The sequence below is a fragment of the Colwellia hornerae genome, from assembly GCF_007954355.1.
GTDB classification, from domain to species: domain Bacteria; phylum Pseudomonadota; class Gammaproteobacteria; order Enterobacterales; family Alteromonadaceae; genus Colwellia_A; species Colwellia_A hornerae.
In genome coordinates this window covers 145,617-158,041 of record NZ_VOLR01000007.1, presented here as the reverse complement: position 1 = coordinate 158,041, position 12,425 = coordinate 145,617, and the positions used below count along the sequence as shown (strand labels likewise).

Here is a 12,425-nt window from a genome sequence, read left to right as displayed (position 1 = left end):
GTTCAACAATAAATTATCTACGTTTACCGGTAGGTGCTGGTTTGGCTTTTTTTGCCACTTTTGCACGTCGTTTAGCCGCTGGCGTACTGTCCGCTTTTTTACGGGCAATCAATTGATTTTTCTCTTGTGTCGCTTTGTAACGGCTTTTCTTTAAAGGTTTATCTTCTTTTTCAGCATATTGTGCGGGTAAAGCGCGTTCTAGTTCATATCCAGGGACAATTGTTCGTTCAAAAGTTCGACCAATTAATGCTTCAATATTTTCTAAAAACTGTTCATCTTTAGGGCTAACTAATGAAATTGCCGTACCTGACTTTCCTGCACGGCCTGTACGGCCAATACGGTGCACATAATCTTCGGCAAGATAAGGCAAGTGAAAGTTAACAACGTAAGGTAAATCAGGAATATCTAATCCTCGCGCTGCCACATCGGTAGCAACAAGCACACGTACTTTGCCTTGCGTAAATTGTTCAAGGGCTTTATTTCTTGCGCCTTGGGTTTTATCACCATGACACAACGCCGACTTAATTCCATCGAGCTTAAGTTCTTTGGCGAGTATATTTGCACTTTCTTTGGTACCTGCAAAAACAAGTACTTGCTGCCAATTATTAATACCAATCAATTCTGATAACAATTCACATTTACGCGTTTCTGATACCCAATAAACCGACTGTTTAACCTTGCCTGATGTTGAATTTTGACGTGAAACTTCTAAGGTTTTTGGCGTATGTAACACTTGTTTAGCCAACGTTTTCACTTTATTTGAAAATGTTGCTGAAAACATCAATGTTTGATGCTTTTGCTTTATAACACTGATTAATTGCTGAATGTCATTTAAAAAGCCCATATCTAACATACGGTCGGCTTCATCTAAAACAAGAAATTTAACTTGTGATAAATCAACATTTCTCGCCACTAAATGTTCAAGTAAACGCCCTGGAGTAGCAACAAGTACATCAACACCTTGCTTTAACATTTTAGTTTGTGGTGGCATATTTACACCCCCATAAACAGCGCCACAGCTCAGTGGTAAAAACTCACTATAACTTTCGATATTACGAGCGACTTGCTGAGTAAGCTCACGCGTTGGCGTTAAAATAAGTGCGCGAATGGTTTTTGATGAATTATTATCACTCGGGATTTTAGCTAAAGCCTCTAGTATAGGTAAACTAAAAGCGGCTGTTTTACCGGTACCTGTTTGCGCACTAGCCAGTAGATCAACCCCAGACCGAATAAGCGGTATAGCTTGCTGCTGAACAGGCGTCAACGTTTTATAACCACAGGCTTTAACTGCCTTTAATAGTTCAGCCGACAACCCTATTGCATCAACACTCATATATCACCACTTATCAAAAAAAACGAAACCCAAAATTAAGGCGCGCATTCTAGCATAGTTTAAACATTATTCATCAGACTATTTTTGCCAGATCCCTTTCGTTAAATTAAAACGATTATGCTCGCTTTCACTTGGCTTATAGCTTGGCAATTTTCCTTGCTTATGTTGCTGATGATAATCTTGGGTAATGCTAACGACTACTTTAGACAATAATAATAAAGCCGTAACATTGACAACTGTCATCAGTCCTGTTGATAAATCTGCTAAAGCAATGACTTGCGGCAAACTTGCTACAGAGCCAAAGATCAACATCGTTAAAAAACCACAACGTAGAAACCAATGACCAAGACGATTATCCATATTTAAATATTTCAAATTATTTTCAGCATAAGCAAAATTGGCAACAATTGAGGTAAAGCCAAACAGCAAAATGGCAATAGTAATAAAGTCGCTACCCCATGCACCCACTTGATAAGATAACGCTTGCTGGGTTAACTGGATCCCCTGAGCATCGCTGCCCGTTTCTTTAAACAATAAAATAAGAAAGGCGGTACAAGAACAAATAATAATGGTATCAAAAAACACAGCTAGCATTTGTATATAACCCTGTGAAACAGGATGTGGAGGATATGGCACAGCGGCAGCCGCGGCATTGGGAGAACTGCCCATTCCAGCTTCATTGGAATAGAGACCACGTTTTATCCCTTGCACAATTGCTGCACCGACTAAACCACTGCCGGCTTCTTTTAAACCAAAAGCAGAAGCAAATATATCACTAATAATGGCAGGAATTTTTTCAATATTTAAAAATATCACTGACAGACAAACCAATAAATAAGCAAGCCCCATAAAAGGTACCGTTATTTCAGCAAAACGCGCAATGTTTTTCAAACCACCAAAAACAATAAAAGCGGTCGCGATAGTAATAACAATACCGGTAAATAACGGATTAATACCAAACGAGCCATCAAAGGCACTGGTAATTGAATGGGCTTGAACAGAGCTAAAAACAAAGCCATAACCAAAAAACAAACACAGCGAAAAAGTCACCGCAAGTTTTTTGCTTTTTAGACCTTTGCTCATGTAATAAGCAGGACCACCACGAAAATTTCCATTGGCGTCTTTTTCTTTATAAAGCTGACCTAATGCACTTTCAGCAAACGCCGTTGCCATACCCACTAGGGCAATAAGCCACATCCAAAAAACAGCACCAGCACCACCTAAGGTAATAGCGACCGCAACCCCCATTAAATTCCCGGTGCCAACACGAGCAGCGAGCGAAGTACATAAAGCTTGAAAAGAAGAGATGCCCTGGCTGTCTGTTTTTCGACTTAATTTAAGTAAAGTAAACATGTGAGTAAAATGGGTTATTTGCAGGCACTTTAATCGCCAAGTAAACCAAATGCCGCAACCAGTGAGTAAATAGATAAGGACACTGCCCCATAAATAACCATTAATTGTACCTATCCATTGTTCTATCAAAATATCTCTCTCACCTTTTAATATTATTACTAATTATCATAACAAACAAAGTACTACCAGTGTTAGACCCTATTAGTGTTAAGAAATAAAATAGTACTAAGCAAAAAAACCAGTGACAAGTCACTGGTTTTTTCATTTGATAAACTTAACTTACAACGCTTTTAGTATTTTATCTACCGAGTCTTTAGCATCGCCAAATAACATTTGGGTATTATCTTTAAAGAATAGTGGATTTTGTACGCCCGCATATCCTGTGCTCATTGAGCGTTTAAAAACAATAACTTGTTTGGCATTCCACACTTCTAACACTGGCATACCGGCAATAGGACTCGTTGGGTCTTCCGCTGCCGCTGGGTTAACCGTATCGTTGGCGCCAATCACTAAAACCACATCGGTTTTAGGGAAGTCTTCATTAATTTCATCCATGCTAAGGACGATATCGTATGGCACTTTTGCTTCGGCTAATAAAACATTCATATGACCAGGTAAACGCCCTGCAACAGGATGTATAGCAAATCGGACATCGATACCCTTCTCTTTTAATACTCGAGTCAATTCATAAACAGGGTACTGTGCTTGAGCGACAGCCATGCCATAACCTGGCGTAATAATCACTGATTTAGCCGCTGATAACAGATCAGCAACCGCGTCGACATTCACTTCAACGTGATCGCCATAATCGGTATCATTGTCAATAACAACGTCAGTACCAAAACCACCAGCAATAACACTTATAAAGGAACGATTCATCGCCTTACACATAATGTATGACAATATCGCTCCTGATGAACCAACCAAAGCGCCGGTTACAATTAATAAGTCATTGTTAAGCATAAAACCAGCCGCTGCTGCTGCCCACCCCGAATAAGAATTGAGCATAGAGACCACCACGGGCATATCTGCTCCGCCAATAGAGGCGACTAAATGCCAACCAAAAACAAGCGCAATAAAGGTCATAAAGTACAGGGCGTTAACATCGCCACCACTTTGCACAAAGCTAACAAGTAAAACAAATGTAATAATACCTGCCACTAAGTTTAACTTATGACGATGCGGTAACATTAAAGCCGAAGAACTGATAACACCACGTAACTTAGCAAAAGCGACAATTGAACCCGTAAAAGTCACCGCGCCAATAAATACTCCTAAAAAGACTTCAACTAAATGAATATTGGTCGCCATCTGTTGAGTATCAGTCAAATTCAATAGTAATGAATGGTCCATTTCAAAATAACTGTTAAAGCCAACGAGTACCGCAGCTAAGCCAACAAAACTATGTAAAATAGCAACCAACTCTGGCATCTGTGTCATTTCAACTTTTTTGGCTAAATGTAAACCAATAAAAGCGCCGACTGACATGGCAATAAGTATCACTAAATAATTTTCAACCCGTGGGTCGGCAATCGTTGCTATTAAAGCAACTGCCATACCCGTGATGCCATACCAATTACCTGTTTCTGCCGTTTCTTGCTTACTTAACCCTGAAAGACTGAAAATAAATAATAATGCGGCAACAATATAAGCTGCGCTAATTAACCCTTGAGAAAATTCCATCAATGCGCCCCTTATCTTCTAAACATTTTTAACATACGCTTGGTCACTACAAAGCCACCAACAATATTGATTGTGGCAATGAGCACCGCAATCCCCGCAAGTATTTGTATTAATACATTGTCTTGCCCTATTTGTAACAAAGCGCCAACAATAATAATGCCCGAAATGGCATTAGTAACACTCATTAAAGGTGTATGCAGCGAATGACTGACATTCCACACCACGTTGTAACCAATAACACAGGCAAGCACAAAAACAGTAAAATGAGAGAGAAAATCTGCAGGAGCAACACTGGCCACCCAAGCAAACAATGCCGCGCCTATAGCCATAAACAGATGTTTTTTAGTTTGTGATGCGGGCTCTTTTTTCTCTACTGCTGCTTTAATTTTTACCTGAGCAGGCTTAGCGGGTGCCGCACTCACTTGAATCGGTGGTGGCGGGAAGGTAATTTCATCATGATTAACGACGGTCATGTTTCGAACCACTTGATCTTCAAAGTCAACCGTAATGGTGCCGTCTTTATTTGGACACACTAGTTTAGTTAAATTAACCAAATTATTCGAATAGAGCTGCGATGCTTGATTGGGTAAACGAGAAACTAAATCTGTGTAACCAATAATTTTAACACCATCAACATTAGTCACTTTACCCGGAACGGTTAAGGCACAATTACCACCGCCCGCTGCCGCTAAATCAACAATAATTGAACCAGGCTTCATTGAATGAACCATGGCTTCGGTAATTAACTTAGGCGCTGGTTTGCCTGGGATCATCGCAGTGGTAATAATAATATCAACATCTTTGGCTTGCTCTGCAAAGAGTGCCATTTCAGCATCAATAAATGCTTTACTCATTTCTTTTGCGTAACCGTCGCCGGAGCCAGTATCTTCGGGTTCTTCGTAGTCAAGCTCAAGAAACTCTGCGCCCATACTTTCAATTTGTTCTTTTACTTCGGGACGCGTATCAAAAGCGCGAACCACGGCGCCTAAACTTCCAGCGGTACCAATAGCAGCAAGACCTGCAACACCCGCACCTATTATCATCACTTTCGCAGGAGGCATTTTACCCGCCGCAGTTATTTGTCCTGTTAAGAAACGTCCAAAAAGATGAGTTGCTTCAATAACTGCGCGATAACCAGCAATATTCGCCATTGAACTTAATGCATCCATTGACTGAGAGCGAGTCATACGTGGCACCATTTCCATGGCAAAGGTCGTAATTGATTTTGCGCGTAGTGCTTCGAGTAACTCAGGACTTTGCGCCGGCGCGATAAAGCTGACTAAATGTGCGCCATCTTTCATTTGCGCCACTTCATCAAGTGAAGGTGCATTGACTTTAAAAATAATATCTGACTGCCAGCATATTTTTTTAGTGACTAATGAAGCTTCTGCGTCGGCAAACTCTTCATCGGTAAAACTGGCTTTTGTGCCAGCTCCTTTTTGTACTTGGACACTAAAGCCAAGCTTGAGTAGAGCAACTACCGAGCTTGGCGATGCTGCTACTCGGTTTTCCCCTGTTAATGTTTCCTTAGGTATTCCAATATTCATAAGCCACCTTTTTTAAAAGATCACAACTTCAACGTAAATTAAGATAAAGCTGTAACATATTATTTTTCTTATCGGTTTTATAGTTAATGTTTTACCATCAATTGAATGAATTTCATACACCTAAAAAGAATAACGGCTATTTTCATAATAAATATAGCCAGCTCCCCCCAAGCTAACTTTTTATCCGTGAGGGGGAAATTAGTTGAGAAGAATGTAGCGAAACCATGGAGTAACTAATTTAACATCGCCAAATTTTGCTTGGCCCTTTGCTCTTTTTCAACGTACAAGAACCATTGCTTTGCTGTTTTAGCTGAACTTTTAATTTTTTTCGCTTGCTTAAAGGCAGATAAAGACTGGTCAAAATTTTGTAAATTAAATTCCGCCATGCCTTTGGCTAAATGCATATGCCCCAGACTAACCTCTGAATCTAAGCCACCACGGCTCAGCGCTTCATTGGCTGAGTTAATAGCAAGTTGCCATTTTTCTAAGTTTAAATAAGTTTGTGCTAAAGCAGCATCAAATTTACCTGTTTCAGAAATTTCTGCTGCTTTAATTAATACTGGAATTGATTTTTCATCGTCTTTTGCAGCTATGTATGCATTAGCCAGCATCTCTAAATATTTTTCTTGGGCAATAACTTGACCACTGTCTATTGCTTCAGCGAGTAAGTTTGCCGCTTTAATCGGCACGTTATGAAAGCGATAAAGCTGAACTAGCGTGACAATGTCAGTTGACTGAGTAACATAACCGGCTTGCCAGGCACTTTCCATTACCGCAAGCTGCTTATCTTCCTGGCCGGTTTCACCATACATCGCTGAAAGCTGTAACCAATATTTAGGTTTATTGTAATAACGAACCAGGTTTTCTATCACACCAGTTACTTCAATCGGTCGCTTTAATTCAAAGTAGTTAGCACGTTGCAAGACTAACCAACTTTCTTTAGGGACTTCATTGGCCGCGATGCTTTGTTCAATAGCCTGTGAAACATAGTTAAGAGACTGTTGATAATCTTTATTCTGATAATGAACTTGCGCAAATAATACTTTTTGAGTATCGGTAATTACTTTGTCGTTAGTTGCTTGCCACAAGGCTAAAAACTTTAAAGATTGTGGAAAGTTTTGCATTTGCATAGATAGTTGCGCTAATGAATATAGGGTTGATAGTCTTAAAGTTTCAGGGATAGCTTTTTCTTTAATGACTTGTTCGAAGCTGTCAATAGCAGAAGCAACATCGTCATTGCCATAATACATAAAACCATAAAAATTCCATAGCATGGCACGTTCGTAGCTATTTAAACTTTCAATACGGTCTTGTACTTCATCAAGTACATCAAAACCTTCTAATCCGTTACCTTCATCAGCGAGTTTTTGTGCCCTTGCTAGTTGTGTGTAAACACGGTTGCGCATCGCAGGTACTTTCACTGAGGTTATTTTTTTACCGGACTTTGCTGATGATTGCGCATACGCAATATTGCCGCCAATATTTTGATTGAGTATTACGGGAGCGTTAAAAAGCAACGCGATTGCAAAACACGATAGCGCTTTTCTTTTTAATGTTGTTATTTTAGTCATCACCGACTCCTTAACCTTCTATTTGGAAAGAAATTTTATTCTGCACACCAGCAACTTCCATAGCGACACCATCAACTACGCGTGGTTTGTACTTAAATTTTAATGCCGCCGCCATTGCCGCTTGATCAAAAATACCTTCAGGTTTAGCCTCAACAACAATTGCGTCGCGCACTGAGCCATTTTTAGTGACAATAAATTCAACAATAACATACCCTTCAATGCCACGAGATTGAGCACGGCGAGGATAAATAGGCGACACTTTCACTATCGGCAAATAGTCGCCATCACCGCCACTTAAACTCAAGCCCCCGGCTAAACTTAAATCGGTTTCAATATCCGCGCCAAAGCCGCTAGCAGACATTAATGCATTGGGATTAGCTTGCTGCATTTGTGGTTGCTGCATTTGCGGTGGTGGTGCTTTAGGCGCTGGTGGTTTTTGCGGTTTACGTTCTTTTTTTGTTAGCTGCTGCTCTTTTTTCAACCTAATAAAATCGAGCACATTACCGCGAGGCGCTTCAGTTAAGGCATTATTACCACCAGAAATAAGCGCTTGCATCCCCGATAAAAGAAAAAAAGTCATCACCACAGCAAGCAATAAACCTATGCTGTAACGGGCCGGAGTGTTCATCACAGTTGCCATGGCTTATCCCTCTTGAGCTGCAATTGAAACATCAAAGACACCCGCTGAACGAGCAGCGTCCATCACTTTAATTAAGGTATCGGTTGTCGATGCTTTATCGGCTTGAATAACAACTGTACCCTGTGGATTTTCTGCCTTTAAGCGCTCAATATTGGCTTGTACGGCTCGAATATCAATACGACGCTTATTGATCCAAATATCACCTTTATCACTAATTGCCACTAAGATATTGGCACGTTCCTTTTTAACGGCAGTAGCCGCTTCTGGTCGATTTACTTCAATACCCGCTTCTTTAACAAACGAGGCGGTAACAATGAAAAATATCAATAAAATAAAGACTACGTCCAGCATGGGCGTCATGTTAATTTCTTCGGCTTCTTCTTGTTCTTGTAAAATATTTGATAATTGAGAACGCATAGCGCTGCTCCTTAATTAAACTACTAATTATTGGTGAGCCATCGGAAGACTGTCTTCCATTTGCTCAGTTCTACGTTTCGTTTTACGTTGTAACCATGTCACCATAAATACACCAGACAATGAGCCAACCATGCCTGCCATTGTGGGAATAGTCGCGCGCGAAACACCTGAAGCCATTGAGCGGGCATTACCGCTGCCCGAAATTGCCATAACATCAAACACTTCAATCATACCGGTTACCGTGCCCATCAAACCAAGCAGTGGACACAAGACAACTAAACATTGAATTAAGGTAACGTTAGTTTTAAGCATTTCGCTGGCTCTTGAAATATAAGCAATTCTTATGTGCTGGGCATTCCATGAATGTCTTTCTGAGCGGTTAAACCAACTTTTAATGATGTTTTCTTTCACCGTTTTATAACTGTGCAAGTAAAAAAACAATCGTTCAAAAATAAGTAACCACATAAAACAAATAACCGCGGCGATAACGCTTAACACTAGCCCCCCCGTATCCAAAAATTCTTGGATACGATTCATCATTTCGATGAAGAGGATCATGGTTTATGCTCCTTGCTTTGATGTCAGCGGTTTTTCAGAGTTTTCTGAACGTTCGGCTAAAATCCCTGCGCTTTGTTGTTGTAAAATATTAATAATACCGCGGCTTCGGGTATTAAGAAGTGTTGAAATAAAGACCATGGGAATAGCAACCACTAAGCCCAGTACCGTTGTTACCAGCGCTTGAGAAATACCACCTGCCATTAATTTAGGGTCACCTGTACCAAATAAGGTAATCGCTTGAAAGGTATTGATCATCCCTGTCACTGTGCCTAACAAACCAATTAAAGGCGCAACTACTGAAATGATTTTGATAAAAGTGAGTCGAGTGGTTAATACCGGTACTTCTTTTAAAATACTTTCAGAGAGCTTTAATTCTAAGGTTTCAACGTTATCAAGGGGGTTTTTATCTTGAACTAGCATAACCCGACCCAGTGGATTGTCATTTGATGCTTGTTCGCTCTTTAATTGACGATTAACTTTACTGCCAATGAAGAAAAGTGTGATAAACCGTTCAATCGCAATCAGTAAACCAATGAGACCAATTGCTAAAATAACATAACCAACTGCACCACCTTGTTCAACGCGTTCTTGTAAGTCAGGTGCTTGTACTAATAAACCTAAGATTGAACCACCTGTTGGGTCTAAAGCAAAAGGAACGACTTGATCCGTACTTGAAGTGAGTGCATCAGCACTTGATAAGTAACGATTCGATGGTTGCCTCATTAATTGTGCGACAGAGCCTGTTTCATCAATATATTCAAGGTACTTCCCTTGTGAAACTAGATTAAACCCGCCAACACGCACCACATCTGCTTGGCTTTTTTCACCGTTCGCTAACACGATTTCTCTGCTAAACTTATGTACTTTTCCGCTTTGCGTCATTTCACGTTGTAATTCAAACCACAAACGTTCGATTTCTTCAATAGAGGCTAATTTTGATGAGGAGCCCATACTTTGCGCAAATTCATCAAGAAACTGACCTCGACCAGGAATTTGTGCAGAAATAACAGACGTTTGAAATTTACTGCGCGTATCGCCAGCGACTTGTTGTAATACACCAAACAATTCTTTTAATTCACCCATGCGTTTATTGAGCGCATCGGTATTATTACCTAAGGTTACATCGTTATCTTGAAAGTTTTTTTCAAGCTGGGCACTTAAGTTAATCGCTTGATCTCTTTGCTGTCTTGCTTGGTTTAACAATTGAATTTGTTGGCTTTTTTTTGTATTAAATTCTGCTTCTCTGTCTAGGTTTTGCTTACTTTGTGCAATTTTTCCTTGCGCTAATTGTGATAGTAAGTCATCTAAACTTGTTGCTTGTTGCGCGATGGCATTGCCACTGAATACTGAAACAGCTGACAAGGTTATTGCAGATATTAATAGAGGTAATTTTTTCATGGGTTATTCCTTATTCTGCTGAGTTTTGCGTTACGGGGACAATAATTAAATCGGGGGCAAGTTGTTTACGAGCAATGCGTAAGCCTTTATTAATATCTAAACGATATTGTGCTGAAAGAGGTTGCCATGATCTAGAAGCGTTATCCCACAAACCTAACTTTTGACCGTCACGTGTTTGATAGACTAGACTTACGCGGCCAATTCTGAGGAAATCAACATTTTGCTCACTACCGTCAATATCAATTAAGCCCGAATACGCCTCTATTGTTCGCCCATAATCCACTTCAATTTGATAAGCGGCGAGTACTCGGCGAAACTTTTCAGAAATAGCAACATCAGCGCGTTCCATCATACTGTGTAAATCAACAATACGTTTATTACGCTCAGTTGTTAAAAATTGCACATCCAAGGTAATAAAGTTTGCTAAGGTTTCAATCATACGCGCCATTAATGGTGAAACTTGTCGTTCTATAATGCTCACTTGTTCCATTGACACTGCGATTTGGTCAAGCTCTTTCAATTGGTTCGCCACTTGGGTTTTCATTTGCTGGTTATAAACCGTTAAGCCGTCAATCTCCTTGTTAATGGTTTTAAACTGTTGTGACTTCGTTTGTATTTGCGCGTTAATGACATTAACACGCTGTTGAGACTGACTGGCCGATTTGTTTATTTCTTGCCCTGCATCAACGACTTGGCTGAGCTGTTTATCATTATCTGCTCGTGTGGGTGTTGCATCGCTAATTAAGCTAGTTGTGCTTAAGCTCAGTAATAAACAAGCTTGTGCAATTTTCGAAAGAGTCATAAAAACCTTTTGCCTTTGTTTGAGCTAATCAGATCTTATTTGATTACCCCTAAAATTAATGTCGATAATATTAATGGCTAAATGTGACGATTAAGTTTCAGTAATATTGCCGATTTATTAAATGACGAGGTTGTGACGTTTTTCTTACGGTGAAAATTAAGATTGATAATTTATCTGGGGAATTGTGAAGAAGTCATAGAAATTAAAATTGCATCAATAAATAAGAATTTTATCATTGCAGATGATGCTTGAGTTAATGACTGCTTTAAGCTATTGCAAAAACTATAAGTACAATTTTTTTAGATATTTGAGTTAACACAATAAATTCTTTTTTGAGGTATATTGGTTGTATTTAACGTCTTCTTTTTATCGAGTTCGGAGGTGTTTTATGGCAGCTCCAAGGTTCATGGGTAAAATTGTCTTTTGTGTTTTGATCACAAAATTTGTAATAACTTTCCTTCGTATGGGTCCACCAATCATCATGAATGTCTATCTCATGTTTTCTGATGACTTCTTCAATACCGTCAAGGTTTAAATTAACTGCATCGTAAGCTAAATGAATAGACCCGTCCTTTGGGTTAAATGACACTTCGTCTAAGCCAAACATTTGATCTATCTCTTCAATTAATGCACTAATATTTTTCTCTGTTACATTGGACAGTTTGAGATTTCTAACGACTAAGTTATTTTCTCTAACGCCAACTCTATGATCTAAATCAGACATAATGACCTCCTATAATGATATTATTTTATTTAACAACAACCGATCCGTTATACATTTTCATTTGACAATGAAAGGCATACTCTCCTTTTTTCATTGCAGGTAATTGCACTGAAAACTCTTTGTTTAGTGGTAAGTCTGCACTAATTTCTAAATCTGGGAATAGAACAGTTGCCGCACAAGGACTCTCATCTTTACGAATAAATTTAATATTCAGTGTTTTATTTTCAAGCAAGGAAATATTTGCAGGTTGATAGATACCATCTTCAATCACTACGGTTATTTCACTTATATTATGTTCATCACTCACTTGAGTTGATTGCGGTTTGTACAACCAAAACCACCAAACGATTAATGCAATTAAGCCTAAACCAATTAAATTAATTATTAACATACTGATCT

At 39.3% G+C, this 12,425-nt stretch carries 12 protein-coding genes; all 12 read right to left on the bottom strand.

The features are described from left to right. Positions 1–13: 13 nt before the first annotated feature. On the bottom strand, positions 14–1,333 hold the full coding sequence (locus ESZ26_RS06840) for a DEAD/DEAH box helicase (RefSeq protein ID WP_146798995.1): 1,320 nt from the start codon (positions 1,331–1,333) through the stop codon (positions 14–16). 78 nt (positions 1,334–1,411) lie between these two features. Then, on the bottom strand, positions 1,412–2,815 hold the full coding sequence (locus tag ESZ26_RS06835) for an alanine/glycine:cation symporter family protein (protein ID WP_211361206.1): 1,404 nt from the start codon (positions 2,813–2,815) through the stop codon (positions 1,412–1,414). Positions 2,816–2,965: 150 nt separating this feature from the next. Continuing rightward, entirely contained in the window at positions 2,966–4,369 is a 1,404-nt protein-coding gene (gene pntB / locus ESZ26_RS06830) for a Re/Si-specific NAD(P)(+) transhydrogenase subunit beta (protein ID WP_146798994.1), read from the bottom strand. 11 nt (positions 4,370–4,380) lie between these two features. Then, complete coding sequence (locus tag ESZ26_RS06825; protein WP_146798993.1) at positions 4,381–5,916, bottom strand: Re/Si-specific NAD(P)(+) transhydrogenase subunit alpha; 1,536 nt, start codon at positions 5,914–5,916, stop codon at positions 4,381–4,383. A gap of 233 nt (positions 5,917–6,149) precedes the next feature. Continuing rightward, complete coding sequence (locus ESZ26_RS06820) at positions 6,150–7,487, bottom strand: tetratricopeptide repeat protein (protein WP_146798992.1); 1,338 nt, start codon at positions 7,485–7,487, stop codon at positions 6,150–6,152. A 10-nt stretch (positions 7,488–7,497) separates the two neighbouring features. After that, positions 7,498–8,127, bottom strand: a complete 630-nt coding sequence (locus ESZ26_RS06815) for an energy transducer TonB (RefSeq protein WP_223271576.1) — start codon at positions 8,125–8,127, stop codon at positions 7,498–7,500. Between the two features lie 3 nt (positions 8,128–8,130). After that, on the bottom strand, positions 8,131–8,544 hold the full coding sequence (locus ESZ26_RS06810) for an ExbD/TolR family protein (RefSeq protein ID WP_070376341.1): 414 nt from the start codon (positions 8,542–8,544) through the stop codon (positions 8,131–8,133). Positions 8,545–8,571: 27 nt separating this feature from the next. Next, positions 8,572–9,102 carry a MotA/TolQ/ExbB proton channel family protein gene (locus tag ESZ26_RS06805; protein ID WP_146798991.1) on the bottom strand — a complete coding sequence of 177 codons (531 nt, stop codon included), beginning with the start codon at positions 9,100–9,102 and terminating at the stop codon, positions 8,572–8,574. A 3-nt stretch (positions 9,103–9,105) separates the two neighbouring features. Then, entirely contained in the window at positions 9,106–10,500 is a 1,395-nt protein-coding gene (locus ESZ26_RS06800) for a MotA/TolQ/ExbB proton channel family protein (protein WP_146798990.1), read from the bottom strand. Positions 10,501–10,510: 10 nt separating this feature from the next. Beyond that, positions 10,511–11,302, bottom strand: coding sequence for a DUF3450 domain-containing protein (locus tag ESZ26_RS06795; RefSeq protein WP_146798989.1), 792 nt, complete (start codon positions 11,300–11,302; stop codon positions 10,511–10,513). A gap of 352 nt (positions 11,303–11,654) precedes the next feature. Further along, positions 11,655–12,026 carry a cation transporter gene (locus ESZ26_RS06790; RefSeq protein ID WP_146798988.1) on the bottom strand — a complete coding sequence of 124 codons (372 nt, stop codon included), beginning with the start codon at positions 12,024–12,026 and terminating at the stop codon, positions 11,655–11,657. A 25-nt stretch (positions 12,027–12,051) separates the two neighbouring features. Continuing rightward, positions 12,052–12,417: a cupredoxin domain-containing protein gene (locus ESZ26_RS06785; protein WP_146798987.1), complete on the bottom strand. Its 366-nt coding sequence runs from the start codon at positions 12,415–12,417 to the stop codon at positions 12,052–12,054. Positions 12,418–12,425 lie beyond the last annotated feature (8 nt).

Coding starts and splice junctions, on each gene's coding strand:
- ESZ26_RS06840 (WP_146798995.1), bottom strand. CDS start 1,333: ATGAGTGTTGATGCAATAGGGTTGTCGGCTGAACTATTAAAGGCAGTT.
- pntB (WP_146798994.1), bottom strand. CDS start 4,369: ATGGAATTTTCTCAAGGGTTAATTAGCGCAGCTTATATTGTTGCCGCA.
- ESZ26_RS06825 (WP_146798993.1), bottom strand. CDS start 5,916: ATGAATATTGGAATACCTAAGGAAACATTAACAGGGGAAAACCGAGTA.
- ESZ26_RS06820 (WP_146798992.1), bottom strand. CDS start 7,487: ATGACTAAAATAACAACATTAAAAAGAAAAGCGCTATCGTGTTTTGCA.
- ESZ26_RS06815 (WP_223271576.1), bottom strand. CDS start 8,127: ATGGCAACTGTGATGAACACTCCGGCCCGTTACAGCATAGGTTTATTG.
- ESZ26_RS06810 (WP_070376341.1), bottom strand. CDS start 8,544: ATGCGTTCTCAATTATCAAATATTTTACAAGAACAAGAAGAAGCCGAA.
- ESZ26_RS06805 (WP_146798991.1), bottom strand. CDS start 9,102: ATGATCCTCTTCATCGAAATGATGAATCGTATCCAAGAATTTTTGGAT.
- ESZ26_RS06800 (WP_146798990.1), bottom strand. CDS start 10,500: ATGAAAAAATTACCTCTATTAATATCTGCAATAACCTTGTCAGCTGTT.
- ESZ26_RS06795 (WP_146798989.1), bottom strand. CDS start 11,302: ATGACTCTTTCGAAAATTGCACAAGCTTGTTTATTACTGAGCTTAAGC.
- ESZ26_RS06790 (WP_146798988.1), bottom strand. CDS start 12,026: ATGTCTGATTTAGATCATAGAGTTGGCGTTAGAGAAAATAACTTAGTC.
- ESZ26_RS06785 (WP_146798987.1), bottom strand. CDS start 12,417: ATGTTAATAATTAATTTAATTGGTTTAGGCTTAATTGCATTAATCGTT.